Source organism: Streptomyces sp. NPDC001219 (assembly GCF_053597915.1).
This window is the reverse complement of record NZ_JBSFJF010000047.1, coordinates 36,651-62,359: the sequence shown is the minus strand read 5'-3', so window position 1 is coordinate 62,359 and position 25,709 is coordinate 36,651. Positions and strand designations below refer to the sequence as shown.

The following is a 25,709-nucleotide window of genomic DNA, read 5'->3' as shown; positions in this document are numbered from 1 at the left end:
ATCGGGGCGACCCTCCGCCTTGCGATCGCACGCACCAGACGCCGCGGGGCCGCCCTTCGGGCGAACGACGGGAGTTTGACGACAGGTCCTAGGGCACCCCGCCCTCCCCTGGCCGGACTTCGCGGTTGTCCTCCCCTTCGCTGGTGACACCGGGGCCCGGGGCTGCGACGGTGGATCACCGCCTGTGCCCCGGGCCGGCACGCCCACGCCGATGACTGGAGGCTGATGTTGGCCACTTCCCCCAACCGACCGACCGGCGAGCCCCGTGACCTCTCGGCTCATCTGATCGACCTGGCCATGGGCCATCTCTTCTCCGCCGCCCTGCGCACCGCTGTGCACCACCGCATCGCCGACCGCCTCGTGGAGGGCCCGCGCACCGCCGAGCAGCTGGCGGCCGCCACCGGTACCCACGCCCCGCACCTCCGCCGGGTGCTGCGCTATCTGGCCACCCGTGGCATCTTCCGGGAGGACGCGGCGGGCGCCTACCAACTGACGCCGTCCGCGCAGGCGCTGCGTACGGACGTCCCCGACTCGCTGCACGCCGCCGTGCTCATGGCGACCGACGAGCTGTTCCTGCGGACGTCGGCGGCCATGCCGGAGGCCGTGGAGCACAGCGGCGCGTCGTTCGAGCGGATCTTCGGGGCGCCGCTCTTCGCGTATCTGACGGCGGACCCGGCCGCCCGCCGGGTTCTCGACGACGGGATGTCGTCGCTGTCCGCCCCGGTCGACGAGGCGGTGGCCGCCGTCTGCCCGTTCCCCGCGACCGGCACGGTGGTGGACGTCGGTGGCGGCCGCGGCGGGCTGCTGCGGGCCGCGCTGCGCCGCCATCCGCAGCTGACCGGTGTGCTCTTCGACCAGGCGCCGCCGCTGGCCGGTCACCTCCTGGACGGCGACGAGTTGAAGGGCCGCTGGCGCGCCCAGGAGGGCGACTTCTTCGCGGCCGTACCGGAGGGCGGTGACGTCTACGTCCTCAAGCATGTGCTGCACGACTGGCCGGACGAGGCGTGCGGGCGCATCCTGCGCAGCTGCCACCGGGCGATGGCCACCGGCAGCCGGCTGCTGGTCATCGAGTCCGTGCTGCCGCCGGGCAACACGCCGCACTTCGGCAAGACCATGGACGTCGCGATGATGGCGGTGCTCGACGGGCAGGAGCGCACCGCGGAGGAGTTCGCGACGCTGCTGTCGGCCGGTGGTTTCCGGCTGACGCGGGTGCTGCCGACCTCAGTCTTTCCCTCGATCGTGGAGGCGGTCGCCGAGTAGCCGCCGCGCCCGGGGCGACACGCCGCGCCCCGCTGCCCTCGTTGGCCGCCCCGTCCGCCCGCGCTCTACTGAGGGCGGCCGCTCCGGCCGACGAGAGGAGCTGACGTGCCGGTCCTCATGCGGGCGCGGCGGCGCGACGAGCAGCACCGCGCCGCCACCCCGCTGGAGCTCTTCTTCGACCTGTGTTTCGTCGTGGCGGTCGCGCAGGCCGGGCGCGAGCTGGCGCACGCGCTGGCCGAGGGGCATCCGGACCACGGCATTCCGGGCTATCTGATGGTCTTCTTCGCCATCTGGTGGGCCTGGATGAACTTCAGCTGGTTCGCCTCGGCCTACGACACCGACGACCCGCTCTATCGCGTGGTGACGCTGGTCCAGATGGCGGGGGTGCTGATCCTGGCCGCGGGTGTGCCGCGGGCCTTCGCGCAGAGCGACTTCACCGTGGCCTGGTTCGGGTTCGTGGTGATGCGGCTGGCCATGGTCACCCAGTGGCTGCGGGCCGCGCTCGGCAGCCGGGGTGCCGAGCGGCGGACGGCGCTGCGCTACGCCCTGGGGGTGACGGTGTGCCAGATCGGGTGGCTGGGCCTGCTGGTCCTGCCCAAGGGCGACATTCCGTGGGTGTTCGTGGTGGTGGGCCTGCTGGAGCTGGCGGTTCCCGCGCTGGCCGAGCGGGAGCGGCAGACGAGCTGGCATCCGCATCACATCTCCGAGCGGTACGGCCTGTTCACCATCATCGTGCTGGGCGAGACGATCGCGGCGGCCACCGTCGCCGTGCAGTCGGCGCTGGACCGGAACGAGGCGCTCGACCGGCTGCTGCCGATCGCGGGCGGCGGGCTGCTGCTGGTCTTCGCCGCGTACTGGATCTACTTCGCGGTGCCCATCCACCGTCACCTCCGCTCGAACCGTCAGGCGTTCCTGTGGGGCTACGGGCACTACCTGGTGTTCGGTTCGGCGGCCGCGGTCGGGGCCGGCATCGAGGTCTCGGTGGCGGAGACCTTCGGCAGGGCGCATCTGTCGGCGTTCGCGGCGGCCGGGTGTGTCACGGTGCCGGCGGCGCTGTTCCTGCTCACGGTGTGGCTGATCCACTCCCGGCACCAGAAGCGGGGGCCGGCCCAGCATCTGGTGCTGCCGGTGTCGGCGCTGCTGGTCCTGGTGTGTACCTTCGCCGGGCACTGGGCGGTCCTGGCGACCGGGCTGGTGGCGGCCGCGACGGTGGCGGCCGGTGTCGCCCTCAGCTCCCGTCAGGGCACCGCGCCGGTGGTGTAGCGGCCCGTCACCCGTCTCGACGAGCGTCCCGGCACCGATCTCGTCCACGGCGTGTCGGCCCCGTGCGCACGGAGCCCTCCGGGGCCGCCGTCCCCCGCCCCGATCGGCGTACCTGACGCCCGTTCAGCCCTGCTCGCGGCCCTGATTGCACATCAGATCCGGCCATCTTCACCCCGTCGGGCAAGGGCCCGTCACCGGCACGGCCACCGCCCCCGCCCCACCCCATCGCCCGTCAATTACCCACCAATGGACCCCACTTCCCACCACTTCGTGCTCGTGTTCCCCACTGTTCACAAGGGCCAGCGGAGGCGCACACACGGGGAAGCGGTAGGGTGCAGATTGCCCTTTTTATGACAGGGGGTGTCACTGTGGGAGACCCGCAGAAGCCCCGGGACCGACCATCGTCCGTACCTGAGGAGACGCCAGCCATGGCCCGCCACGCCCAGTCCCGCGCGCGGACGAGACTGTCCCGGCGCAGCAAGGCCGTGAGCGGTCTCGCCCTGTCCACCCTGGTCGGCACCGCCCTGTGGGCGTGGCCCGCCTCGGGCGACGACCACAACGGCGGGACCGACGCCAAGAGCACCACGTCGACGACGGCTTCCGGCCCGGACACGCCACGTACGCCCGTGTCCGCGCCGAAAACCGCCCCGAACGCCGCACCGAACGCCCCGGCCGGACGGCCGATCCCGGGCCTCAGTGACGCGGCCAGGAAGCGCATACCGGCCGACTCCCGGCAGGTGCTGGTCGTCACGGGCAAGGGCATGGACTCCTTCCAGTCCCGGGTCGTCCTCTACACCCGTGAGGAGGGCACGGACGACTGGGCGGCGGGCCCCGCCTGGCCGGCCCACAACGCCGCCCGCGGCTGGACCGACGACCACCGTTACGGCGACCTGCGCTCGCCCATCGGGGTCTTCCCCCTCACCGACGCGGGTGGTCTGCTCGCCGCCCCCGAGGGCACCAAGCTCCCCTACGACCGCAACGGCAGCTTCGTCGCCGACGGCACCGGTGTGGAGGGCGAGCCGCTGGCCGGTGCCTTCGACTACGTCATCGCCATCAACTACAACCGGGAGCAGGGGGCCTCCCCGCTGGACCAGCGGCGCCCCTGGGGCGCGGCCAAGGGCGGCGGTGTCTGGCTGCACGTCGACCACGACGGCCCCACCCAGGGCTGTATCAGCCTCAAGCCCAAGGTGATGCGGGAGCTGCTGCGGACCCTCGACCCCGACCTGCACCCGGTCGTCGTGATGGGACCGGCACATTACTGAGCAGCCGGCGGGCCCGCCGTACCCCACGGGGCCGCAGGACGCCCTCACCGACGTCCTCGGCCTCCGGGTCGGCCACGCCCAGCGCATCGGTGACGGGTTCCTGACCGGCACCACCGTGGTGCTGGCCCCCGAGGGCGGCGCCGTCGCGGCCGTCGACGTGCGTGGCGGCGGTCCCGGCACCCGGGAGACCGACGCGCTGGACCCGCGCAACCTCGTCCAGCGGGTCGAGGCGCTGGTGCTGACCGGCGGCAGCGCCTTCGGTCTTGACGCCGCGTCCGGTGCCGTCGCCTGGCTGGAGGACGCGGGCCGGGGCTTCCGGGTCGGCCCGGACCCCGCGCAGGTCGTCCCGGTGGTGCCCGCCGCGGCGCTCTTCGATCTGGGCCGCGGCGGCGACTGGCGGGCCCGCCCGGACGCCGCGCTGGGCCGGTCGGCGGCCGACGCCGCGGCGGGGACCGAGCCCGGCGCCCCGGTCGCCCGGGGCAACACGGGGGCCGGGACGGGCGCGGTGGCCGGCGGCCTCAAGGGCGGCATCGGCACGGCGAGCGCGGTGCTCCCCTCGGGGGCCACCGTCGCCGCCCTGGCCGCCGTCAACGCCGCGGGCTCCGTCACCGACCCGCGCACCGGCGCCCTTTACGGCCATCTGTACGAGGACCCGGCCGCGCTCCCGGCCCCCGAGGTGCACGCCGCCGCGCTGCGCCGGCTGGCCGAGGCCCGGGAGCTGTCCCTGGCCCGTTCGGCGGCGTCCGTCCGGCCGCCGCTCAACACCACCCTCGCCGTGGTCGCCACCGACGCCGCCCTCACCCGCGCCCAGGCCCACAAGCTGGCCGGCACCGCCCACGACGGCCTGGCCCGCGCCATCCGCCCGGTCCATCTCCTCTCCGACGGCGACACGGTCTTCGCGCTGTCCACCGCCACCCGGCCGCTCACCGCCGAGGAGCCGCACACCGACCCCGCCTTCGGCATCCACGCCGAGGCGGGCGCGCTGAACGAGCTGCTCGCCGCGGGCGCGGACGTCCTGACCCGCGCCGTGGTCGACGCGGCCCACCGCGCGGAGACGGTGCGCGGTCCCGGCGGGGTCTTCCCCTCCTACCGGGACCTGTACGGGCTGGGCTGAGCGGCCGGCCCCGTACGGGGCCGGCGCCCGGAGTCAGGGGCCGGAGGCAGGAGCCCGGAGGCGGCGTCTGGGGCCAGGCACCCCGGCCCGTAGGGGTCACGACCCGTAGGGGTCACAACCCGTCGGCCGCAGCCCCTACGGGTCGCCCCTCACACCCCCACAGCTCCCAGCAGCGAGCCCGCCGCGTACGTCACGCCCATCGCCACCACGCCGCCTCCCACGTTCCGCAGCACCGCCCGCCCCACGGGCGCGGACCCCATCCGTGCGCTGCTCCACCCGCACAGCGCCAGCGCCGCGACCACGGCGGCCACCGTGATCCACAGCCGGTGCGCGGCCGGCGGCAGCACGATCGCCAGCAGCGGCAGCAGCGCCCCCGCCGTGAAGGCGAGGAAGCTCGCCCCCGCCGCGTGCCAGGGGTTGGTGAGTTCGTCGGGGTCGATGCCCAGCTCCACCTCGGCGTGCGCCCGCAGCGCATCGTGCTCGGTGAGCTGCTCGGCCACCTCCCGGGCCAGCGGTTCCGCCAGCCCCTTGCCCTCCAACATCTCGGTCAGCTCGATGAGTTCGGCCTGCGGCTCGGTCGCCAGCTCCCGCTTCTCCTTCGCCAGCGCGGCCTTCTCCGAGTCGCGCTGGGTGGAGACCGAGACGTACTCGCCGGCCGCCATCGACAGGGAACCGGCCAGCAGTCCCGCCAGCCCCGCCGTCAGCAGCGCGCCCCGTTCGTCGGTGGCGCCGGCGACCCCGACGACGAGTCCGGCGGTGGACACGATGCCGTCGTTGGCGCCAAGAACCGCCGCCCGCAGCCAGTTGAGGCGGCTGCCGAGCCCGCCGCCGTGTGCCTCGTCGTGGTCCGGTGTCTGCGAAGTCATCGGAAGAGCGTCGCATCCGCACCGGCCCGTGCCCGGCCCGACGCCCCCACGCCGCCGCGGAGAGGCCGGTGGTAGAAACGGCCTTATGTCCGCACCGCCCCCCTCACCGCCTCCCCCGCCCCCACCGCCCACGCTCGTCCAGCCGGCCCCCCGCAAGCCCGCGCCCCGCCGCCGACTGTGGTGGCACCAGCTGATATTCGGGCTCTGGTACCGCCCGGTGGAGGTGCTGGACGAGGCGCGGGACCGCAGCGCCTGGAGCGCGGCGGTACTGCTGTCGCTGATCAGCGGCGCCATCGGGGTGCTGTCGGTGGACGCGTTCCACGCCCAGTGGGCCGTCGATCGCACGGCGGGCCTCCAGCTCATCGGGCTGGCCGAGGCGGGGGTGCTGGCCGCCAGCTTCGTCCTGGGCGCGGTCGCCCACGCCATCGCCCGCACCCTGGGCGGCATCGGCCGCTTCGCGCCGACCGCGAGCCTGTTCATCGTGCTCTTCTGGGTGACGGATCTGCCGCGGATGGCGATCGCCGCCTGGCTGCCGACCGGCGCCACCTTCGTCCAGGCCGCGACCTGGACGACCTGGGGCTTCGGCTATGTCCTCGCCATACTGCTGATACGCGGCCAGCACCATCTCTCGACGTGGAAGTCGGCGGCCGCGGTCTCCGTGCAGATGCTGGCGGCGCTGGCCCTGCTGAGGCTGGGACCCGTCCGCTGAGGCCGGGACCCGTCCGCGGAATCCGGGCCGGTCCGCTGACTCCGGGGCCCGTCCGCTGCGGCCGGGGCCGGTCCGCCACCGGGCGTACCCGCCCCGCCGCCCGCCCCCGGCCGTCTTGCCCCGACCCTCAGGACCGGTTCAACTACGGCTGCTCAGCTGCCGTACGAGCCCCTCGAAGGCCGCCCGTTCGGCGTCGCTCAACTCCACACACTCCGACGGCGGTCCGTCGGGCCCGGTCTGCCGCGGCACCGATCCGAGCAGCTCCGGCTGTGCGGGCAGCCCGTCCGCGGGCGGTCCGGCCGGTTCGCGCCGCCCGTACGGGCCGCGCGGTGCGAACCGGCCGCGCGGCCCGTATCGTGCCCGCATCTCCCGCTGGTCCCGCCGCAGGGCGGCCTCGTAGCGGCCCCGTCGCAGCAGTCTGGTGATCGCCACGGCCCAGACGACGCCCACCGCGACAAGGGCGCCGAAGCCGATCTGCTGGAGAATCGAAACGGAGGGGAGCATGGGGTCCTCCCGGACGGGTGGGGCGCTGGGGCGGGGCTGGTCTCCGGATGCCGCGGGCTGATCCGGGCCCGGACGACGAGCCCTGGGGTCAGTACACACCACGCCTCGGGACTTCCGACAGGAGATCTTGGGCCAAAAGTCCCGAAGTGACACATCTCCTATGACATTTCGCCACATTCCCGGCACGACCCGCGAAGGTGCCACCCCAAGAGGCCGCCCCGGCAGGGTCCGCCCGGCCCCGTTGGACACCGCGGCGGCTTCCCCCGGCGAAGATCGTCCCGGACGATGACGGCACCCCGTCCGCGACGTGAGGAGTACGCACGTGCCGCAGCCGCACCGGCCGCAGCCCCGGCCGCCCGCCGACGCCCCCTCCGGACCCGCCGGCGCCACATCGGCCGGCGCCCCGCCCGCGCGCGCCCTGGACGGCATCCTCGTCGCGGACTTCAGCCGGGTGCTGGCCGGGCCGCTGGCCGCCGCGACGCTGGCCGACCTAGGCGCCGAGGTGATCAAGGTGGAGCGGCCGGGCACCGGTGACGACACCCGCGCCTGGGGACCGCCGTTCGTCCCGGACGACCCCTCCGGCACGGACCCGGCACCAGGCGGCGGCACCCCGCCACGCGGGACGGCCGCGTACTTCGACGCCGCGAACCGCTCCAAGCGCGGCCTGGCCCTGGACCTCGACGCCCCGGAGGACGCGGCCGCCGCCCGCGAGTTGGCGCGCCGGGCCGACGTACTGATCGAGAACTTCCGCCCCGGCTCGCTCGCCCTCCCCCAAGGACCCGACAAGCTCCGTCCAGGGGGGACCCCCATCGGCCTGGACCCCACCGCCACCCTCGCCGCCAACCCGGGCCTGGTGCACTGCACCATCACCGGGTTCGGTTCCGGCGCCGGCGCCCGGCTGCCCGGCTACGACTTCGTCGTGCAGGCCGTCGGCGGGCTGATGAGCATCACCGGCGAGCCCGGCGGCACCCCGCTGAAGGCGGGCGTCGCGCTGGTGGACGTGCTGACCGCGAAGGACGCCGCCACGGGCATCCTCGCGGCGCTGTGCCACCGTGACCGCACCGGCCGGGGCCAGCTGGTCGAGGTGAATCTGCTGTCGTCGCTGCTGGGGTCGCTGGTCAACCAGGCGTCCGGCCATCTGGCCACCGGCCGCGACCCGGGCCCCATGGGCAACCGCCATCCGAGCATCGCCCCGTACGAGACGCTGGCCTGCCGCGACGGGCAGCTGCTCGCGGTGGCGGTGGGCAATGACCGTCAGTTCCGGGAGCTGGCACGAGCGCTGGGCGCCCCGGAACTCGCCGACGACCTCCGTTTCGCCCGTAACGAGGACCGGGTGCGAAACCGCACAGATCTCATCAAAGCGCTGGAGGACCGGCTGGCCGCCGACACCCCGCACGGCTGGACCGAGCGGCTGTCCGCCGTCTCCGTGCCGTGCGGCCCGGTCAACAGCCTCTCCGAGGCCCTGGAGTTGGCGGCGCGCCTCGGCCTCGATCCGGTGACCCCGGTCGGCGAGGGGCGTGTCCCCCAAGTGACCAGCCCACTCCGTCTTTCGGGGACGCCGGTGGCCCAACCCTTCGCCCCACCCCGCCTGGACGAACACGGCACGGCACTGCGAACCTGGCTGTCAGGGCCGACCGACCGCCCCTTGCCGCCGCGATTGTGACCTTCGTCACAAGAGAGCCGTACCCGCAACCAAATCCGCCCGCTCGTGCTGTTTACCAGCACGGAAAACCACAACACCCCTGTTATGGAGCAGCTCGTGACAACGCCGGACACCCCCGCTCCCGCTCGGTCCCGCACCCCGCACCAGCTGCTCCTGTCAGCCGAGCAGCAGGCGCCGGGCGCGCCGCGCCGCACCCGGCGGATGCGCCGCACGCTCGCCGTGACGGCCCTGTTCGCCGCGAGCGCGCTGACCCTGTCCGCCTGTGGCGGGGACGCCTCGGCCGGTGGCAACGACGACGGCAAGAACGGCCAGGCCGGCGCGGACGCCGCGGCCGCCAAGAACGCCTCCGACGTCAAGATCGAGGTCTCGTCGAAGGACGGCGCCACCAACGCCAGCATCAACGACACCGGGGTGAAGACCACCGGCGGCAAGCTGACCGAGGTGAAGCTCACCGAGGCCGACTCCGGCAAGGACGTCGCCGGTGCCATATCGTCCGACGGCACGTCCTGGAAGCCCGGCGTCCAGCTGGAGCGCGGCACCAAGTACCGGATCGTGGCGAAGGCCAAGGACGCCAAGGGCCGGGCCGCCACCGAGAACGCCTCCTTCACGACGGTCTCCTCGGCGAACAGCTTCATCGGCAGCTACACCCCCGACAACGGCAAGACCGTCGGCGTCGGCATGCCGGTGTCGTTCAACTTCGACAAGGCGATCAGCAACAAGAAGGACGTCCAGTCCCACATCACGGTGACCTCCAGCAGCGGCCAGAAGGTCGTCGGCCACTGGTTCGGCACCCAGCGCCTGGACTTCCGTCCCGAGGACTACTGGAAGGCCGGCTCCAAGGTCACCATGAAGATCGACCTGGACGGGGTGAAGGGCGGCCAGGGCATCACCGGCGTGCAGTCCAAGACGGTGTCCTTCACCATCGGGCGCTCGCAGGTCTCCACGGTCGACATGAACACCCAGCACATGACGGTCAAGCGGGACGGCAAGACCCTCAAGAACATCCCGATCTCCGGCGGCAGCCCCGAGAACCCCACCTACAACGGCCAGATGGTGATCTCGGAGAAGTTCGAGCAGACCCGGATGGACGGCTCCACGGTCGGCTTCAAGAAAAAGGACGGCAAGGGCGAGTACGACATCCCCGACGTCCCGCACGCCATGCGGCTCTCGGCCTCCGGCACCTTCCTCCACGGCAACTACTGGGGCGCCCCGTCGATCTTCGGCCAGGCCGGCACCAGCCACGGCTGCGTCGGCCTGCGTGACAACAAGGGCGGCGGGGGCGACACCCCGGGCAAGTGGTTCTTCAACGAGTCCCTGATCGGCGACGTCGTCATCGTGAAGAACTCGAAGGACGAGACCGTCAAGCCCGACAACGGCCTCAACGGCTGGAACATGTCCTGGTCCGAGTGGCAGCAGGGCAGCGCGGTCTGACGCACGACGACGCGCCAGCGGAGCACAGCTGAAGGCGGTGGCCGGTCCCTTGGGGGCGGCCACCGCCTTTGTGTGTGCAGGGGCACGCCGCCCCCAGTAGGAGGGGCAGCGCGTCCGTCCGGCCTCTGTCAGTCGCCGCCCGGGGCGGGCTCGTCAGGCACCGCCCGCGTCAGCCCGGGACGTCCGTACCAAGAGGGCGGCGAGCGGCGCCAGCAGGCCCGCCGCACCGGCCCACAGCCGCCACGCGCCGTTGTCCGGCACGGCCAGCAGGGCTCCCATGATCGCCACCGAGCACGCCAGTCCGACCAGCAACGGCTTCGACACGGTCGCGGACCAGGCGGCGCCGAGGTCCAGCAGCGGGACCTGACGCCCGGTCTCAGCCCCGGGGGCCGGCCCGCGCTCCGGGGCCGGGACGTCCGCCCGCACTTCCTGAGCCACCCGGACGGGCACCGCACCCGGCAACTGCCAGCCGTCATCGCCGATCAGCTCGGCGAGCACGTCCTTGCCCCGGCCCCGCTGCGGGTGCCACACCAGCAGCCCTGATGCCCCTGCCAGGACGGTCCCCGCGACGGTGCTGGACAGCTCGCCGTGGAAAGGAACGGTCCGCTCCGTGCCGTCAACGGCGAGCAGCAGACACTGCAGCCGCCGGGTGTTGTCCCGGCGTTCGCGCGCGGTCATCTGTTCCGTGCCCTCGGCCGGCGGGGCGTCGGTGTGCTTTCCGCCGCCCGTGACGCGGACCCGCAGGGCGACCCAGTCCTCGCCGGTGCTGCGCGCACCCCGGCGCGTGACGCCCTCCCGCCACCAGCCTGCGCAGAGTGCCAGCGTCACCAGAATCCAGATGCCCGCCGCCACCCAGTACACCGAGGCTTCCACCGCCCGGCCGGACAGCTTCCTCTCCACCTCGGCCCGCTGGTCGTCGCCCACGGCCCCCAGTTCGGGGTGCCCTGGCACGTGGCCGACGTATATCGTCCCGCCGGCCTCATGGCGCCGTTCGGTGGCCGCCGTGAAGGTGGCCGGAACCCCACGGCCGCCCCGCTGCCCGTTCGCCGGTGGAAGGAGGACGGTGTAGTCGGCCGTGGCGTGCGCCCGCCGACCGCGCCCCTCGGTCACCTCGTGCTCGATGGCGGCGATATGGAAGCTGCCGGTGACGGCGCCGGCCTCGCGCAAGGCCGGCGCCCGGCTCCCGGAGTCCGGTTCCGCCGCCGCGAGCATGATCCACAGGCACACCAGCGTCGGCAGCGCGACGAGCAGGCCGACGGCGCGGAGCGACGGCCACGGTGTGCCGTGCAGCCGTGCGGGAACGGCGGCGGGCCGGGTGCCCGCCGATGCCGCGGAGGCGGCCCGCACCGCCCGTGCGTAGGTCTGGTTCCGGGGCGCACCGGCCCGGAACACACTCACCCCGACGGCTCCCAGGCACAGCGCCAGCACCCCGAAGGCGAGCCAGACAACGACCGTCCGCACGGCCCCGGCCCCGAGAAAGAGCCAGGCCGCGGTGAGCGCCACCAGCGCGAGAGGCGCGGCCACGGACACCCACCGGCCGCTGCGTGCACCGACCGCCCCGGCCACGGACGGCTGTTCCCGATCACCGGGCCGGTCGTCCGGCTCGGACAGGGTCACCTCGGACGCCTGCTCGCCCTTCATCCGGACGCTCCGTACGTGCCCGTGCCGGGTGTTTCCTTCATCTGCTTCGTGCCCTCTCCGGCCGCGTCCAATTCCGTGACGATGGTGCCTTCGAGGCCCCGGCCGCTACTGACCGGGGCCTCGACCAGCGCCTCTGCGCACACGACGCCGGCCCCCGTCACCGGTGGGCGACGGGGGCCGTGTCGTGGAGTTCAGGCGCTGGTGAGCCCGCCGCTCTTCACGGCAGTGACGAAGGACGACCACGCGGAGGCCTCGAAGAGGAGGGCCGGGCCGTGGGGGTCCTTGCTGTCACGGACGGGGACGACGGCGGGGAAGTCGTCGGCCACCTCAACGCACGCGCCGCCCTCTTGGTTGCTGTAGCTGGACTTACGCCATCGAGCGGCACTCACTTCGAATCGGGGAGCAGGCATGGGACTTCCTCCAGGAGACGCTGAATGAACACCGCGGACTCACGCGGGGACAGCGCGTGGTCGCGCAGCCGATCGTAGCTGAACTGAAGATGCTCAACTCCGGCGTTTTCCTCGACCAGTTGCCCGTCGTATCCGGTCTCCACCCAGGCGACGGTCCTGCCCTCCGGAAGTCGCAGAAGTGCCGTATCCGTGTTGATCAACTCGCACGGCCCAGCGGCGAACGGGAGGATCTGGAGCGTCACATTGGGCTTCCCGGCCATCTCGTCGAGGTGCCTCAACTGCTCCTGCCACTCCTCGCAGTCCAGCAGCGTGCGACGCAACACGTTCTCGTCGAGGATCGCGCGGAAAAGCGGCGCCCCGTTCTCGGACAGGATCTCGCGACGGGTCATCCGCGCCGCCACCTGCTGATCGAGTTTGGCACCTGGCCCTAGGCTGCCACGAAGCAGCAGCCTGCGGGCGTACGCCTCGGTCTGTAGCAGGCCCGGCACCACACACGGCGAGTACCAGAGAATGCCTGTCGCTTCGGCTTCCAGTGACATGTACCGCCGATATTGCTCCCGGAACTGCGTAGGGTCCCCCGCCGCCAACTCCCACAGCGTCAGCAGCAGTCCAGCCGTCCCGTAATGCTGGTCCAAGGCCTGAGCGACCTCCGGGCCGCCGAGGGTCTCGCCCTTCTCCATCTTCCCGAAGAGCGACCAGTCCCACCCCAGCACGTCGCCGAGCTGGCGGAGGCTGTCGCCCTTCTGCTGCCGCAGTAATCGCAGCTCTTCTACGTAGCGCTGGCGCGGCTCCTGGCTCCGACCGGTGACCGCTCGCCTCGGCGGCATGGCGACCTCCTCCGTGGAAGGTGTGGAACTAACGGTGCGTGGCGGCGAAGTACCGCGGACAAGCGGCATTCGCGCCCAATTCCGGGCCCTTTCCCGTAAGGGCCGGAATACGCACGGTAGTGGTCCGCCAGGGGCTCGGGCAGGGAAACGGCAGACAGGGGCGGCAGGGATCAGGCGGCCGCCGGTACCTCGTTCGGGGTGTCGGTGGGCGTGGGTGCCGGCTGCGTGGGGGACGGCTTGCGCAGGCCCTTGAGGAGGATCACCAGGGCCGTGCTGACGCCGGTGCCCGCGGCGATGGCGAGCAGGTAGAGGAGCGGCTGGCCGATCAGCGGGACGACGAAGATGCCGCCGTGCGGGGCGCGGAGGGTGCAGCCGAAGGCCATCGACAGGGCGCCGGTGACCGCGCCGCCGGCCATCGCGGACGGGATGACGCGCAGCGGGTCGGCGGCGGCGAAGGGGATCGCGCCCTCGGTGATGAAGGAGGCGCCGAGCACCCAGGCCGCCTTGCCGTTCTCGCGTTCGGTCTTGGTGAAGAGCCGGCCCCGGACGGTCGTGGCCAGCGCCATCGCCAGCGGCGGGACCATACCGGCCGCCATCACCGCGGCCATGACCTTCAGGCTGCCCTCGTTGGGGTTGGCGAGGCCGCCGACCGCGAAGGCGTACGCCACCTTGTTGAGCGGGCCGCCGAGGTCGAAGCACATCATCAGGCCGAGGATCACGCCCAGGATGATCGCGTTGGCGCCGGTGAGGCCGGACAGCCAGTCCGTCAGCCCCTTCTGGAGCGCGGCGACCGGCTTGCCGATCACGAGGAACATCAGGAGGCCGACGACCGCCGAGGAGACCAGGGGGATGACCACGACCGGCATGATGCCGCGCAGCACCGGGGGGATTCGGACCTGCTGCAGCGCCATCACCACGGCGCCCGCGAGCAGACCGGCGATCAGTCCGCCGAGGAACCCGGCGTTGATGGTGAGCGCGATGGCGCCGCCGACGAAGCCGGGGACCAGGCCCGGCCGGTCCGCCATGCCGTACGCGATGAATCCGGCCAGGACCGGGACGAGGAAGCCGAACGCCACACTGCCTGTCTGGAAGAGCAGCGCCGCCCAGCTGGCGGACTCGGTCCAGAGGAAGTGCTCGGCGACGGACGGCGCCTTGTCGACCGTGTAGCCGCCGAGGGCGAAGGCGAGCGCGATGAGCAGACCGCCCGCGGCGACGAACGGGACCATGTAACTCACGCCGGTCATCAGCCACTTGCGCAGCCGGGTGGCGAAGCCGTCGCCCGTGTCGGCGCCCTGGTCCATGGGGGCGGTGGCCCGCGCCGGGGCGCCGGTCTCGCCGTGGGCGGCCTTCTGGCGTACCTCGGCGATGAGTTCGGCGGGGCGGTTGATGCCCGCCTTCACCCCGACGTCGACGGTGGGCTTCCCGGCGAAGCGTTCCCTGTCCCGTACCTCGACGTCATGCGCGAAGATCACGCCGTCCGCGTCCGCGACCAGCTGCGGGTCGAGCCGCTGGAACCCGGCCGAGCCCTGGGTCTCGACGAACACCTCGACTCCGGCGGCCTGCCCGGCCTTCTCCAGTGACTCGGCGGCCATGTAGGTGTGCGCGATGCCGGTGGGGCAGGAGGTGACGGCGACGATGCGGAAGGGGGCGGGGGTGGGCTCGTCGGCCGCCTCGGGGGCGGGCTCGTCGGCCGCTGCGGCAGGGGCGACCGCTTCCGGCTCCGTCTCGCCTTCGGCCCCCGCCGGTTCGTCGCCGCGTATCAGTGCCGCCGTACGGTCCGGTTCGGTGGCGGAGCGCAGGGCGCCGGTGAAGGTGTCGTCCATCAGGTGGCGGGCGAGGGTGGAGAGGATCGACAGGTGGTCGGCGTCGCCGCCCGCCGGGGCCGCGATCAGGAAGATCAGGTCGGCCGGGCCGTCCGGTGCCCCGAAGTCGATACCGGAGGCGCTGCGTCCGAAGGCCAGCGTGGGCTCCGTGACGTGCGCGCTGCGGCAGTGCGGGATGCCGATCCCGCCGTCCAGCCCGGTCGGCATCTGGGCCTCGCGTGCCGCGACGTCCGCGAGGAAGCCCTCCAGGTCGGTGACGCGGCCGGCGGCGGCCATCCGCTCGGCCAGGGACCGTGCGGCGGCGTCCTTCGTTGCTGCGGACAGGTCGAGGTCGACCAGTTCCGCGGTGATCAGCTCACTCATCGCGGGCTCCCTTGCGCGCGGTACCGCCGTGCGGGCGGTGGGGACGGGACGGGGGGTGGCTGAGGCGCCGCCCGGCGGGGGCCGGGGGAACGGCGGAGGGGACGCGGGGATGCGCCGCGGACCCGGCAACCACCGCTCCGTACGCGGCGGTCACGGCAACGGCCCGGAGCGAGGTGCTCATGGCACCGGCGAGGCGCGCGGTGCTCATGGCACCGGCTCCGTCAGCGGGCGGTCGAACGGCACCGCGTCGGTGGTCCGGACCGCGGCCGGGTCCAGGTCGTCCGGCGTCGGCATCTGGCTGCCGGGCAGCTGGACGGCGGCCGCGCCGTGGGCCAGCGCGACGGCCAGCGCCCCCGGCCCCGTACCGCCCGCCGTGAGGAAGCCCGCCAGCGAGGCGTCGCCCGCGCCGACGTTGCTGCGGACGGCGGCGACCGGGGCGCTGCCGAAGAAGGCGCCGTCCGCGTCGACCAGGAGCTGGCCGTCCGCCCCCAGGGAGGCCAGTACGGCGCGGGCTCCCCAGGTGCGCAGTTCCTCGGCGGCCTTGACCGCGTCGCCGAGGGTGGTGAGCGGGCGGCCGACGGCCTGCGCCAGCTCCTCGGCGTTCGGCTTGACGACGTCGGGGCGTTCGCGCAGCGCGGCGGTCAGCGAGGGTCCTGAGGTGTCCAGGGCGATCCGGGCGCCGGCCCGGTGGGTGCGGGCGACCAGCTCCGCGTACCACTCGGGGGCCAGGCCGCGCGGCAGGCTGCCGCAGCAGGCGATCCAGTCGGCGCCCACGGAACGCTCGCCGACCGTGGCCAGCAGCGCCTCCGACTCCTCGGCGGTCAGTTCGGGCCCGGTCGCGTTGATCTTGGTGAGGGTGCCGTCGGGTTCGGCGGCCGCGATGTTGGCGCGGGTCTGCCCGGCCACCGGCACGCCCGCCACCTCGATGCCCTCGGCACCCAGCAGCCCGGCCAGCGCCGCACCGGCGGCTCCGCCCACCGGCAGGACGGCGACGGTGCGGTGTCCGGCGGCGGCGACCGCGCGCGAGACATTGACGCCCTTGCCGCCGGGGTCGACCCGGTCGCCGGTGGCCCGGAGCACGGCCCCGCGGTCCAGCGCCGGGATCTCGTACGTGCGGTCCAGGCTGGGGTTGGGGGTGACGGTGAGGATCATGCGCGTACCACTTCCGTGCCCGCGCGCTCGATGGCGAGGGCGTCGTCGGGGCTCAGCCCGGTGTCGGTGATGAGGACGTCCACGTCCGACAGCTCGCCGAAGCGGGCGAAGTGCTGCTGCCCGTATTTGGCGGAGTCGGCGAGGAGGACGACCCGGCGGGCGGCGGCGATCAGCGTCCGCTTGACGGCGGCCTCCGCGAGGTCGGGGGTGGTCAGGCCGCCGTCGACGGAGAAGCCGTTGGTCGCGAGGAACAGCACATCGGCGTTGATCTCGCGGTAGGCGCGCAGCGCCCAGTCGTCGACCGCGGCCCGCGTACGGTGCCGGATGCGACCGCCGACGAGGTGGAGGGTGAGCCCGGGGTGGTCGGCGAGGCGGGCGGCGACCGGCAGACCGTGGGTGACGACCGTCAGCTCGGCCTCCAGCGGGATCTCGGCGGCGAGCCGGGCGGCGGTCGTGCCGGCGTCCAGGATCACGCTCCCGGAGCGGCCGGAGCTGCCGGTGCCGCCTTCGCCGCCGGGCAGCTCGGCGAGCGCGGCGCGGGCGATGCGCTGCTTCTCGTCGGCGGCGACGGCGTCCCGTTCGGCGAGGTCGGGCTCGAAGTCCAGCCGGCCGGCCGGGATGGCTCCGCCGTGCACCCGGCGCACCAGACCGGCCCGGTCCAGGGCCTTCAGGTCGCGCCGCACGGTCTCGGCGGTGACCTGGAACTCGTCCGCGAGGGAGAGCACATCGACCCGGCCGCTCTCACGGGCCAGCCGCAGAATCTCCTGCTGGCGCTCCGGTGCGTACATCAGCGTGTGTCCGTTCCATGCCCGAGCCTGTGGTTTCAGCGGGATGCTACGCCCGCATATCCGCGAAGTAAACAGATCCGGGCTTCGGTCGGACTCAAACAGACATCGGGAGGAGGCGGGGGTGTGGATGCGGGCGGCCGGTGCGGACGCGAGGCGGGGGGCGTGGATGCGGGGCGGCCGCTGTGGACGCGCGGCGGACTGGTGCGGACGCGTGGCGAGCCGGTGCGGACGCGTGGCGGGCCCGTGCGGACGCGTGGCGGGCCCGTGCGGACGCGTGGCGGGCCCGTGTAGCTGACGGTGCTACCTACCCCCGCGGGCTCCGGACGCGACGGAGCCCCGACGCCGGAAGGGGCGTCGGGGCTCGTCCGTCACAGACCGGGCCTCGGATCTCGGCGCGCGCACCCGCGCACTCGCTATGCGGCCGCGTCGAATCCCGTGTCATGCGCCATCCGCTTCAGCTCCAGCAGCGCGTGCTTCTCGATCTGGCGGATGCGCTCGCGGGTCAGGCCGTGCTGCTTGCCGACCTCGGTCAGCGTGCGCTCGCGGCCGTCCTCGATGCCGTAGCGGGCCTTGATGATCGAGGCGGTGCGGTGGTCGAGACGGTCTATCAGGTCCTCCAGCTCCTCACTGCGCAGCAGCGTGAGCACGGACTGCTCGGGCGAGGCCGCGGAGGTGTCCTCCAGCAGGTCGCCGAACTGGGTGTCGCCGTCGTCGTCCACCGACATGTTGAGACTGACCGGGTCGCGCGCCCAGTCCAGGACGTCGGTGACGCGGGCGGGCGTGGAGCCCAGTTCGCCGGCGACCTCCGCCGGCTCCGGGTCACGGCCGTTCTCACGGTTGAACTCGCGCTGCACCCGGCGTATCCGGCCCAGCTCCTCGACGAGGTGCACGGGCAGCCGGATCGTGCGCGACTGGTCGGCGATGGAGCGGGTGATGGCCTGGCGAATCCACCACGTCGCGTACGTCGAGAACTTGAAGCCCTTGGTGTAGTCGAACTTCTCCACGGCGCGCACCAGACCGGCGTTGCCCTCCTGGATCAGGTCCAGCAGGGGGAGGCCGGCGCGCGGGTAGCGGCGGGCTACCGCCACCACGAGGCGGAGGTTGGAGCGGATGAAGATGTCCTTGGCCTTGTCGCTCTCCTCGACCAGCGCCGCCAGCTCCTCGCGGTCGGCCCCCACGGCATTGCCGTCGGTGACCTCGCCGTCCAGGATCTGCCGGGCGTAGACGCCCGCCTCGATGGTCTGGGACAGCTCGACCTCCTTGGCCGCGTCGAGCAGTGGCGTACGCGCGATCTCGTCGAGGTACATGCCGACCAGGTCGCGGTCGGCGATCTCCCCGCCTACGGCGCGAACACTGTTGGCCCCGTCAGAACCGCTGCTGGCTTCCTGACGGCGGGCGACGGCACGGGTTGCCATGCGTGTGCTCCCTTTGCGATGAGTCGGTCGCGGGACGGTGGGCGGGCCAGTGGTGATCGAAACCGATGCTTGCCGAGTGGCCCGTCCGAAGGAAACAACGGCTGGAATCCGGACAGAATTCCCAGGCGTCCCCGCTATTTTTCTGATCATGCAGTACCCTGCGCCTCGCTCTAGGAGGTCACATGCGGCAACAGCACGGGGAAGTGCAGGTCAGGGCGGGCGTGGAGGCGGACCTTCCGGCCCTCACGGATCTTTACAACCACTTCATCCGCGAGACTTCCCTCACATTCGATCTGGAGCCCTTCACTCCGGAACAGCGCCGCCCGTGGTTGCTCTCCCACCCCCAAGACGGCCCGCACCGACTTCTGGTTGCCCAAGAGGCGACAGAACGGACGAAAATCCCGCACAACGGGCCGCCGCCCGCTCCCTCCATAGGCGCGGCGGCACCCGGCGGGGCAGGACACCCGGACGGTGCGCTGCTCGGCTACGCGACCAGCAGCGCGTTCCGCCCGAAGGCCGCCTACGGCCCGTCCGTCGAGGTCACCGTCTACTGCGCCCCGGACGCGGGCGGCCGCGGTATCGGCACGCTGCTCTACAAGGCCCTGTTCGAGGCGCTGGCCGGCGAGGACGTGCACCGCGCCTACGCCGGGATCGCCCAGCCCAACGAGGCCTCCCAGCGCCTCCACGCCCGCTTCGGCTTCCGGCACATCGGCACGTTCACGGAGGTGGGCCGCAAGTTCGGCCGCTACTGGGACGTGGCCTGGTACCAGAAGGACCTGGGCTGAGCCCACGGGCCAACCGGCTCCTCGCGCCGCTCCCGGCCCCGCCGCCGCCCGTTCCGGTTGCCGCGGGCGGCGCCCGGGTGTCGCCTGGACAGAAGGGGCCGCGGGGGAAACCGAGAGGAGCCCGCCATGGACCAGCACGCCCAGCGGCACGGCGCGAGGGCCGCCCGCTCCCACGGCACGGTCGAGACCGAACACGGCGCGACGGCCGCCACCCGCGGCCCGGAGGAGTCCCCGCGAACCGCCGGGATGAACGGGATGAAGGAGCGGGCCAGGCACATCCCGGCGACCGTCTCACTGCCGGTCATCACGGCGCTCGCCTTCGGCTGCTTCATCATCTTCCGCACCCACACCGCGGGCATCAAGGGCGGCCCGGCCATGCTGTACGGGCTCTCCGGGGCCGTGGTGTCCGGCGCACTGGGCCTGATCGTGGCCCACTTCCAGTCGACCCTGATCACCGAGACCCGGGCGGCCGCCTACGGCGCGCTCTTCGGCTGCTCGATGGGCTGGGTCTACAGCCTCGGCGGCGAGGCCATCCTCAAGTCGTGCGCCTTCGGCTTCACCATGGGCGCCGTGATGTTCGTGGCCGCCCTCTACGTCTTCCGCACCCACCGCACCCGCGAGCCGCACGGCCTGCACCGGCCGCACCAGCACCACCACCGGGGCGAACGGTCCCACCGCCTGCCGGTGGCCACCCATTGACGCCCGGCGGAGCCCGCCGCCCCTGCGGAGGCCACCCCTTGACCTCAACCGCGCTTGAGGTCCTAGCGTCGGCGACATGACCACCCCCTCTCCCTCCCCGAACCCCGGCGCCCCGGCCCCGGACGCCGCCGGCCCGTCCTCCGCGGAGGCGTCCGCCCCCGGAACCCCCGGGCAGGTCTTCACTCCAACGGAGCGCGCCTACCTCGCGGGCCAGCCGCTGGCCCGCCTGGCGACCACCGGACCGGACGGCGGCCCGCAGGTACGCCCGGTCGGCTTCGTGCTGAACGACGACGACACCCTCGACATCGGCGGGCCCACGATGCGCCGCACCCAGAAGTACGGCAACGCCCAGGCCCGCCCCGAAGTCTCCCTGCTCATCGACGACATGGCCCCCGCCGACGACCCGGTCGCCCCCGGCTGGGGCCGCGGTGTGGAGATCCGCGGCCGCGCCGAACCGCTGACCCTCGACGCACCCCCGATGGCCCCCGACTTCTTCAGCAACGACGTGCTCCGCATCCATCCGCGCCGCGTCATCAGCTGGCATCTCGCACCGGACGACGGCCGCTCACAGGGCCGCGACGTCGGCTGAGCGCGGGCCGCGCCGCCTCCTCACTCCACCTGGCGCGCCGGGTCATGGGACGTCCGCCGGATGGTGCGCGGCGCCCGGCCCGGCACCCAGGCCTCCACCACCACGTACGGGTCCTCGATGGACGTCCGCACCACCTCCGTCAGCTCCGCACGAAACAGGTGGAACGGCTCCGGCGGGCGCACCGCCGCCGCATAGCGCGCGACCGGACCGGGGTCGGTCACCTCCACCGCCCGCCCGGACACCCGTACGTCCCCGCCGGCCAGATCCGTGCCCGGCCCCGGATTGGCGTGCAGCGAGAACCGGGGGTCGCGCCGCAGGTCGGAGACCTTGCGCGAGCCCGCCATCATGCCCAGCCACAGCTCCCCGTGCCGGAAGTCCGCCTCCAGACCGGTGAGCCGGGGCGCGCCGTCCTTCCGTACGGTCGCCAGGACGTGGTGCCGGTACGCCCCGAAGCGCTCCCGCACCCGCCCGGCCAGTTCCGGTGCCGCCGCCTCCACCACCGACCAGCCGACCGCCCCGCCCACGCCGCTCTCCCGGTATGCCGTACCGCTGTTTTTCTCCGTCATGGCAGCACCCTCTCCCGGATACCCGACACCTCCTGTCCGGTATGGAGAAGCCGGTGGGGGGATGGGGAGACGGGGAGCGGGAGCGGGAGCGGGGGCCGGCGCCGTGGCCTGGCTCCGGCGGCCGCACCGCCCGCCCTCCACCGCGGCCGTACGACCAGCGCCGTGAGCCGCCGACCAGCGGTGTAGGCCGAAGGCCCGATGTCTGGCGCCGCCCGCCGAACCTGGCCTCGGGCCATGGACACGACGAACGGCACGCTCGACGAGGCCCTGTTACGACTGCACGCCTCCGGACCCGAGTTCGCGGGCTTTCTCAGCAACCACGGGCCGATGGCCGTGGAAGCCATGGTCCGCAACGGCCAGGCCTGGACCGTCCACCGCTGGCTCGACGGCTACGCGCCCAAACTGGAGGACGTACCGGCTCCCCGGGCCCGTATTACCGACGCCAACTGGCGGCAGGCACTGGGCGATCCGAGCCGGGTCACCGACTGGACCCGCTACTTCACCGAGCAGATCGCCGAGCACCCCTGGCGCGAGCTCCTCGCCGCGTGGTGGCCACGGCTGCTGCCGGGCATCGCCGGAGCCGCCACCCACCCCGTCATCCGCGTGGGCCATGCCGTACGCAGCCTGCTGGCGGAGGGGGAGAACCCGGCGCTGACCGCGGAGTTCGCGCACGCTCTCGGCTACTGGGCCACCCGCCATCTGCCGCTGCCCACCGCGGTGCACCCGTCGGGCAGCGCCACCCCGGCGGCGGCGCTGGCCGCCCTCCCCCGGCTCGCCGACCGGCCCATGTCACCCCTGGACGGCTACGCCCAACTACCCGGCACTCCCGGCTGGTTGCGCACCACCGAGTCGCTGCACGTCCCCGACGACCCCGAGGCCGCACGCGACGGCCTGACCGCCCTGGTACGTGCCGCCACCCTCAACTACGCGGACCACGGCCACGGTCACGGCATTCTGCTGGTGCACGCCGCCACCGCGCCGAACGCGGTGCTGCGCACCCTGCCGGCGCTCCCCCGGGAGCTGTGGGCGGGCTCGTTCGCGGTGGCCTGGGCGGCGGCCTCGGCGCTCACCACGCTCTACGCCGCGGACGCCCCGCGCCCGGCACCGGACGCCCGCACGGTCACCCCCGAGGAGGTGTTCGCGCGGGCGGTCGCCCACGGCAACGAGCACGCGATCAAGTTCGCGGACACCGCGCTGGACGTCGCGGCGGGCGCCGAGGACGGCGACACCCGCGCCCTGTCAGCGGCCCTGAACGCCCTCGCACTGATCGACACGGACGACGACTGACGGACGCCCCCGCGCGGCACGGCTTCCTCACCCCGGCCCCTCGCCGCCGCTCCTCACCTCACCCGTACTGCACCGACCGCCTCGCCAGCCCCATCCGGAACCCGTCGATCACACTGCGCACGCTGTCCAGCTGCCCGTAGGCGTCCGCGGCCCCCAGGGTCACGAACAGCGGCGCGAAGTGCTCGGTACGCGGATGGGCCAGCCGCCCGGCCGGTGCCTTGTGCGTGAAGTCGAAGAGGGCGTCGAGATCCTGGGCCTCCAGGGCCTGCCGCCCCCAGTCGTCGAACTCCGCCGACCAGGCGGGCGTCCCGCCCCCTGGGTGCCGCAGCGCGGCCAGATTGTGGGTGAAGAAGCCACTGCCGATGATCAGCACGCCCTCCTCCCGCAGCGGTGCGAGCCTGCGGCCGATCTCATGGAGCCGGCGCGGGTCGAGGGTCGGCAGGGACATCTGGAGCACCGGGACACCGGCGTCCGGGAACATCTCCACCAGCGGGACATAGGCACCGTGATCGAGCCCCCGGTCGGGGATGTCCACTACGGGCATCCCCGCCGTCCGCAGCGTTCTACGGACCCGGTCGGCGAGCTGCGGCGCCCCCGGGGCGGGGTAGCGCACCTGGTAGTAGCGCTCCGGGAAGCCCCAGAAGTCGTAGACCAGCGGCACCGTCTCCGTGGCGCCGAGCGCGAGCGGGGCCTCCTCCCAGTGCGCGGAGACGATCAGTACGGCCCGCGGGCGCGGCAGCGCGGCGGACCAGGCGGCCAGTTGCCCCGGCCACCACGGATCGTCGGCGAGCGGGGGCGCACCGTGGCTCAGAAAGAGGGCCGGCATCACGGACATCGCCACCTCACCAGATCACCGCTCGACGGCGTCACACTTGGCAGTAGTCGGTGCGGATGACCGGAGCACCCGCAGGACCCTGTGCTTGAAAGTTCAAGCGTTGCCTCAGCAGCATAACGCGACGTTGTTAAAACTTAAATAGCTCTCCGAGTGGTGAGAGAGTGGATGGTATGAGCAACGAACCCGCAGCCGAGCCGCGCTGGCTCAGCGACGAGGAGCAGTACGCCTGGCAGTGCTACCTCCATGCCACCACGCTCCTGGAGGATCACCTCGACCGTCAGCTGCAACGGGACGCCCGGATGCCGCACGTGTATTACGGCCTGCTGGTCCAGCTCTCCCGTGCACCGCGGCGCCGGATGCGGATGACCGAGCTGGCCCAGAACGCCAAGATCACCCGCTCCCGCCTCTCGCACGCGGTCGCGCGCCTGGAGAAGAACGGCTGGGTACGGCGCGAGAACTGCCCCTCCGACAAGCGGGGCCAGAACGCCCTGCTCACGGACGAGGGCATGCGGGTTCTGGAGAAGGCCGCCCCCGGCCATGTCGCCGCCGTACGCTCCGCGATCTTCGACCGCCTCTCCCCGGAGCAGGTCGGCCAACTGGCCGAGATCTGCCAGGTGATGACCGAGGGACTGCAGCCGAAAGGCGCCGACCTCCCCTGGCTGCGCTGACGGATCAGCGGAGCTGGGGAGGACGACGCCGGGTGTGCGCGGGGCGGTCGGGCGGGGTGGGGCGGTGGGATGCCGCTACGGGCCGGCCGGCCCGGCCCGTCGGGGCATCCCGTACGGGCCGGGCGGGGACGCCCGTACGGCCCGTAGGGGGGCGCCGTACGGCCCGTAGGGGGGACGCCGTAAGGGCCGTAGGGGACGCCCTACGGGATTGCGCCCGTCGGGTCAGTGCACCATCACCGGAACCTGGATCTCGCCGTCCTCCTCGGACGAGCCCAGGGCCTTGCCCTCCCCGTCAGCGGAGGACGCCACCGGTGAACCGGCGCCCGGTCGACCGGTGTTGATGAAGGTGAAGGCGATCACGCCTGCCAGGGCCAGGATGCCGACCGCCCACCAGATGGCGGTGGTGTAGCCGTGCACCATCGACTGGAGCTTGAGCAGATCCGCCGAGCGCGCACCGGCCGCGTGCGAGGTGGCGTACGCGGTGGTGGCGCTGGCCGCGATGGTGTTCAGCAGGGCGGTACCGATCGCGCCGCCCACCTGCTGCGAGGTGTTGACCATCGCGGAGGCGACACCGGCGTCGCGCGGCTGCACCCCGTGCGTGGCCAGCGACATGGCCGGCATGAACGCCGTACCCATGCCCAGGCCCATCAGCAGGAAGCCGGGCAGGATCAGCGTGGGGTAGGACGTGTCCAGATCGATCCCGGTCAGCACCAGCATGCCGAGCGCGGCGACCGCGAAGCCGGGCGCCATCAGCAGCCGCGGCCGGACGCGGTTCATCAACCGGGCACCGATCTGCGTGGAGCCGGTGATCATGCCGACGATCATCGGGAGGAAGGCCAGGCCCGTGGTGACCGGCGTGTAGCCCTTCACGATCTGCAGGTAGTAGGTCAGGAACAGGAAGAGCCCGAACATGCCGATCACGGCCAGGCCCAGCGAGGCGTAGACACCGGCACGGTTGCGGTCGGTGACCACCCGCAGCGGCAGCAGCGGGGCCTTCACCTTGGACTCGACCAGCACGAACGCCAGCAGCAGCACCGCGGCCGCCACGAACAGACCCAGGGTCGGGCCGGCCAGCCAGCCGTCCGACTCGGCGCGGGTGAACCCGTAGACCAGCGACACCAGTCCGAGGGTGGCCAGGATGACGCCGGGGACGTCCAGCCGGGACGGGTTGCGGCCCTCCGCCGGCTCCCGGATGACCAGGAGGGCGCCGGTCGCGGCGACCACGGCGAACGGGATGTTGACGAAGAAGGTCCAGCGCCAGTCCATGTACTCGGTCAGCACCCCGCCGAGGATCAGGCCCACGGCGCCGCCACCACCGGCGATCGCGCCGAAGATGCCGAACGCCTTGGCGCGCTCCCTGGCCTCGGTGAAGGTCACCGCCAGCAGCGACAGCGCGGCCGGTGCCAGCAGCGCACCGAAGACACCCTGGAGCGCACGTGCGCCCAGCAGCATCCCCTGGTTGACCGCGGCCCCGCCGAGCGCGGAGGCGACCGCGAACCCGACGAGCCCGATGACGAAGGTCCGCTTCCGTCCCCACAGGTCGGCCACGCGCCCGCCGAAGAGCAGCAGACCGCCGAAGGCCAGCGCGTAGGCGGTGATCACCCACTGCCGGTTGGCGTCGGTGATACCGAGGTCCTGCTGGGCGGAGGGCAGCGCGATGTTCACGATGGTCGCGTCGAGCACGACCATCAGTTGGGCGAGAGCGATGAATATCAGCGCTTTCCAGCGCCGGGGATCGACGGACGGGGCGGTTTCAGGCATGGCGGTATCCACCTAGTGGTGCGGTGAG

24 protein-coding genes are annotated in these 25,709 nt (G+C 73.0%); 12 read left to right on the top strand and 12 right to left on the bottom strand.

Annotation, left to right across the window (positions count from 1 at the left end; genetic code table 11):
- Positions 1-228 precede the first annotated feature (228 nt).
- From ACWC9R_RS26270 to ACWC9R_RS26255, 4 genes are all read left to right on the top strand, one after another.
- Complete coding sequence (locus tag ACWC9R_RS26270) at positions 229-1,260, top strand: methyltransferase (RefSeq protein ID WP_450735081.1); 1,032 nt, start codon at positions 229-231, stop codon at positions 1,258-1,260.
- Positions 1,261-1,365: 105 nt separating this feature from the next.
- Positions 1,366-2,523, top strand: a complete 1,158-nt coding sequence (locus ACWC9R_RS26265) for a low temperature requirement protein A (protein WP_450735071.1) — start codon at positions 1,366-1,368, stop codon at positions 2,521-2,523.
- 428 nt (positions 2,524-2,951) lie between these two features.
- Entirely contained in the window at positions 2,952-3,785 is an 834-nt protein-coding gene (locus ACWC9R_RS26260; protein ID WP_450735070.1) for a L,D-transpeptidase family protein, read from the top strand.
- Complete coding sequence (locus ACWC9R_RS26255) at positions 3,778-4,899, top strand: P1 family peptidase (protein WP_450735079.1); 1,122 nt, start codon at positions 3,778-3,780, stop codon at positions 4,897-4,899. Before ACWC9R_RS26260 ends, ACWC9R_RS26255 begins: the two co-directional genes overlap by 8 nt.
- A 149-nt stretch (positions 4,900-5,048) precedes the next feature.
- On the opposite strand, the gene ACWC9R_RS26250 is transcribed toward ACWC9R_RS26255, so the two are convergent.
- On the bottom strand, positions 5,049-5,765 hold the full coding sequence (locus tag ACWC9R_RS26250) for a VIT1/CCC1 transporter family protein (protein ID WP_450735068.1): 717 nt from the start codon (positions 5,763-5,765) through the stop codon (positions 5,049-5,051).
- Positions 5,766-5,850: 85 nt separating this feature from the next.
- Between ACWC9R_RS26250 and ACWC9R_RS26245 the strand changes: the two genes are divergently transcribed.
- Entirely contained in the window at positions 5,851-6,474 is a 624-nt protein-coding gene (locus ACWC9R_RS26245; RefSeq protein WP_450735066.1) for a YIP1 family protein, read from the top strand.
- Between the two features lie 138 nt (positions 6,475-6,612).
- Here ACWC9R_RS26245 and ACWC9R_RS26240 read toward each other — a convergent pair whose 3' ends face one another.
- Positions 6,613-6,978 carry a hypothetical protein gene (locus ACWC9R_RS26240; protein ID WP_450735064.1) on the bottom strand — a complete coding sequence of 122 codons (366 nt, stop codon included), beginning with the start codon at positions 6,976-6,978 and terminating at the stop codon, positions 6,613-6,615.
- Positions 6,979-7,300: 322 nt separating this feature from the next.
- On the opposite strand from ACWC9R_RS26240, the gene ACWC9R_RS26235 reads away from it, so the two are divergent.
- Positions 7,301-8,641 (top strand): CaiB/BaiF CoA transferase family protein, encoded by a 1,341-nt coding sequence (locus ACWC9R_RS26235; RefSeq protein ID WP_450735062.1) that lies wholly within the window; start codon positions 7,301-7,303, stop codon positions 8,639-8,641.
- A gap of 84 nt (positions 8,642-8,725) precedes the next feature.
- Positions 8,726-10,072 carry a L,D-transpeptidase gene (locus ACWC9R_RS26230; protein ID WP_450735061.1) on the top strand — a complete coding sequence of 449 codons (1,347 nt, stop codon included), beginning with the start codon at positions 8,726-8,728 and terminating at the stop codon, positions 10,070-10,072.
- A 153-nt stretch (positions 10,073-10,225) separates the two neighbouring features.
- On the opposite strand, the gene ACWC9R_RS26225 is transcribed toward ACWC9R_RS26230, so the two are convergent.
- From ACWC9R_RS26225 to ACWC9R_RS26195, 7 genes are all read right to left on the bottom strand, one after another.
- On the bottom strand, positions 10,226-11,713 hold the full coding sequence (locus tag ACWC9R_RS26225; protein WP_450735059.1) for a hypothetical protein: 1,488 nt from the start codon (positions 11,711-11,713) through the stop codon (positions 10,226-10,228).
- A gap of 191 nt (positions 11,714-11,904) precedes the next feature.
- The gene (locus ACWC9R_RS26220) at positions 11,905-12,123 is read right to left on the bottom strand and encodes a DUF397 domain-containing protein (RefSeq protein WP_450735058.1); all 219 of its coding nucleotides are present in this window, start codon (positions 12,121-12,123) and stop codon (positions 11,905-11,907) included.
- Positions 12,099-12,950: a helix-turn-helix domain-containing protein gene (locus ACWC9R_RS26215; protein WP_450735056.1), complete on the bottom strand. Its 852-nt coding sequence runs from the start codon at positions 12,948-12,950 to the stop codon at positions 12,099-12,101. Before ACWC9R_RS26215 ends, ACWC9R_RS26220 begins: the two co-directional genes overlap by 25 nt.
- Positions 12,951-13,120: 170 nt before the next feature.
- Positions 13,121-15,136, bottom strand: coding sequence for a PTS fructose transporter subunit IIABC (locus ACWC9R_RS26210; protein ID WP_450735054.1), 2,016 nt, complete (start codon positions 15,134-15,136; stop codon positions 13,121-13,123).
- A 204-nt stretch (positions 15,137-15,340) separates the two neighbouring features.
- Positions 15,341-16,288, bottom strand: coding sequence for a 1-phosphofructokinase (pfkB, locus tag ACWC9R_RS26205; protein WP_450735053.1), 948 nt, complete (start codon positions 16,286-16,288; stop codon positions 15,341-15,343).
- Positions 16,285-17,076 (bottom strand): DeoR/GlpR family DNA-binding transcription regulator, encoded by a 792-nt coding sequence (locus ACWC9R_RS26200; protein ID WP_450735051.1) that lies wholly within the window; start codon positions 17,074-17,076, stop codon positions 16,285-16,287. The genes pfkB and ACWC9R_RS26200 overlap by 4 nt, the downstream gene beginning before the upstream one ends.
- A gap of 413 nt (positions 17,077-17,489) precedes the next feature.
- Positions 17,490-18,491 (bottom strand): sigma-70 family RNA polymerase sigma factor, encoded by a 1,002-nt coding sequence (locus tag ACWC9R_RS26195; protein WP_450735050.1) that lies wholly within the window; start codon positions 18,489-18,491, stop codon positions 17,490-17,492.
- Between the two features lie 182 nt (positions 18,492-18,673).
- Between ACWC9R_RS26195 and ACWC9R_RS26190 the strand changes: the two genes are divergently transcribed.
- The 3 genes from ACWC9R_RS26190 to ACWC9R_RS26180 all read left to right on the top strand — a co-directional run bounded on the left by ACWC9R_RS26190 (position 18,674) and on the right by ACWC9R_RS26180 (position 20,564).
- Entirely contained in the window at positions 18,674-19,276 is a 603-nt protein-coding gene (locus ACWC9R_RS26190) for an N-acetyltransferase family protein (RefSeq protein ID WP_450735048.1), read from the top strand.
- A gap of 126 nt (positions 19,277-19,402) precedes the next feature.
- Positions 19,403-19,975, top strand: coding sequence for a hypothetical protein (locus tag ACWC9R_RS26185; protein ID WP_450735046.1), 573 nt, complete (start codon positions 19,403-19,405; stop codon positions 19,973-19,975).
- A gap of 76 nt (positions 19,976-20,051) precedes the next feature.
- Positions 20,052-20,564 (top strand): PPOX class F420-dependent oxidoreductase, encoded by a 513-nt coding sequence (locus tag ACWC9R_RS26180; protein ID WP_450735045.1) that lies wholly within the window; start codon positions 20,052-20,054, stop codon positions 20,562-20,564.
- 20 nt (positions 20,565-20,584) lie between these two features.
- On the opposite strand, the gene ACWC9R_RS26175 is transcribed toward ACWC9R_RS26180, so the two are convergent.
- Positions 20,585-21,130, bottom strand: coding sequence for a pyridoxamine 5'-phosphate oxidase family protein (locus ACWC9R_RS26175; RefSeq protein ID WP_450735043.1), 546 nt, complete (start codon positions 21,128-21,130; stop codon positions 20,585-20,587).
- A gap of 234 nt (positions 21,131-21,364) precedes the next feature.
- On the opposite strand from ACWC9R_RS26175, the gene ACWC9R_RS26170 reads away from it, so the two are divergent.
- Positions 21,365-22,417 carry a questin oxidase family protein gene (locus tag ACWC9R_RS26170; RefSeq protein ID WP_450735041.1) on the top strand — a complete coding sequence of 351 codons (1,053 nt, stop codon included), beginning with the start codon at positions 21,365-21,367 and terminating at the stop codon, positions 22,415-22,417.
- Positions 22,418-22,475: 58 nt separating this feature from the next.
- Here ACWC9R_RS26170 and ACWC9R_RS26165 read toward each other — a convergent pair whose 3' ends face one another.
- Positions 22,476-23,243 (bottom strand): DODA-type extradiol aromatic ring-opening family dioxygenase, encoded by a 768-nt coding sequence (locus ACWC9R_RS26165; RefSeq protein ID WP_450735077.1) that lies wholly within the window; start codon positions 23,241-23,243, stop codon positions 22,476-22,478.
- Between the two features lie 179 nt (positions 23,244-23,422).
- Between ACWC9R_RS26165 and ACWC9R_RS26160 the strand changes: the two genes are divergently transcribed.
- A complete protein-coding gene (locus ACWC9R_RS26160) occupies positions 23,423-23,920 on the top strand; it encodes a MarR family winged helix-turn-helix transcriptional regulator (RefSeq protein WP_450735040.1) in 498 nt (165 codons plus the stop codon).
- Positions 23,921-24,142: 222 nt separating this feature from the next.
- Here ACWC9R_RS26160 and ACWC9R_RS26155 read toward each other — a convergent pair whose 3' ends face one another.
- Positions 24,143-25,681 carry an MFS transporter gene (locus ACWC9R_RS26155; RefSeq protein WP_450735039.1) on the bottom strand — a complete coding sequence of 513 codons (1,539 nt, stop codon included), beginning with the start codon at positions 25,679-25,681 and terminating at the stop codon, positions 24,143-24,145.
- Positions 25,682-25,709: the final 28 nt, after the last annotated feature.

Excerpts from the sequence above, each read along its gene's own strand:
- ACWC9R_RS26210 (WP_450735054.1), bottom strand. The coding sequence starts at position 15,136 with ATGAGTGAGCTGATCACCGCGGAACTGGTCGACCTCGACCTGTCCGCA.
- ACWC9R_RS26200 (WP_450735051.1), bottom strand. The coding sequence starts at position 17,076 with ATGTACGCACCGGAGCGCCAGCAGGAGATTCTGCGGCTGGCCCGTGAG.
- ACWC9R_RS26170 (WP_450735041.1), top strand. The coding sequence starts at position 21,365 with ATGGACACGACGAACGGCACGCTCGACGAGGCCCTGTTACGACTGCAC.
- ACWC9R_RS26180 (WP_450735045.1), top strand. The coding sequence starts at position 20,052 with ATGACCACCCCCTCTCCCTCCCCGAACCCCGGCGCCCCGGCCCCGGAC.
- ACWC9R_RS26230 (WP_450735061.1), top strand. The coding sequence starts at position 8,726 with ATGGAGCAGCTCGTGACAACGCCGGACACCCCCGCTCCCGCTCGGTCC.
- ACWC9R_RS26245 (WP_450735066.1), top strand. The coding sequence starts at position 5,851 with ATGTCCGCACCGCCCCCCTCACCGCCTCCCCCGCCCCCACCGCCCACG.
- ACWC9R_RS26220 (WP_450735058.1), bottom strand. The coding sequence starts at position 12,123 with ATGCCTGCTCCCCGATTCGAAGTGAGTGCCGCTCGATGGCGTAAGTCC.
- ACWC9R_RS26165 (WP_450735077.1), bottom strand. The coding sequence starts at position 23,243 with ATGCCGGCCCTCTTTCTGAGCCACGGTGCGCCCCCGCTCGCCGACGAT.
- ACWC9R_RS26215 (WP_450735056.1), bottom strand. The coding sequence starts at position 12,950 with ATGCCGCCGAGGCGAGCGGTCACCGGTCGGAGCCAGGAGCCGCGCCAG.
- ACWC9R_RS26250 (WP_450735068.1), bottom strand. The coding sequence starts at position 5,765 with ATGACTTCGCAGACACCGGACCACGACGAGGCACACGGCGGCGGGCTC.
- ACWC9R_RS26225 (WP_450735059.1), bottom strand. The coding sequence starts at position 11,713 with ATGAAGGGCGAGCAGGCGTCCGAGGTGACCCTGTCCGAGCCGGACGAC.
- ACWC9R_RS26155 (WP_450735039.1), bottom strand. The coding sequence starts at position 25,681 with ATGCCTGAAACCGCCCCGTCCGTCGATCCCCGGCGCTGGAAAGCGCTG.
- ACWC9R_RS26260 (WP_450735070.1), top strand. The coding sequence starts at position 2,952 with ATGGCCCGCCACGCCCAGTCCCGCGCGCGGACGAGACTGTCCCGGCGC.
- ACWC9R_RS26160 (WP_450735040.1), top strand. The coding sequence starts at position 23,423 with ATGAGCAACGAACCCGCAGCCGAGCCGCGCTGGCTCAGCGACGAGGAG.
- ACWC9R_RS26195 (WP_450735050.1), bottom strand. The coding sequence starts at position 18,491 with ATGGCAACCCGTGCCGTCGCCCGCCGTCAGGAAGCCAGCAGCGGTTCT.
- ACWC9R_RS26185 (WP_450735046.1), top strand. The coding sequence starts at position 19,403 with ATGGACCAGCACGCCCAGCGGCACGGCGCGAGGGCCGCCCGCTCCCAC.
- ACWC9R_RS26175 (WP_450735043.1), bottom strand. The coding sequence starts at position 21,130 with ATGACGGAGAAAAACAGCGGTACGGCATACCGGGAGAGCGGCGTGGGC.
- ACWC9R_RS26240 (WP_450735064.1), bottom strand. The coding sequence starts at position 6,978 with ATGCTCCCCTCCGTTTCGATTCTCCAGCAGATCGGCTTCGGCGCCCTT.
- ACWC9R_RS26190 (WP_450735048.1), top strand. The coding sequence starts at position 18,674 with ATGCGGCAACAGCACGGGGAAGTGCAGGTCAGGGCGGGCGTGGAGGCG.
- pfkB (WP_450735053.1), bottom strand. The coding sequence starts at position 16,288 with ATGATCCTCACCGTCACCCCCAACCCCAGCCTGGACCGCACGTACGAG.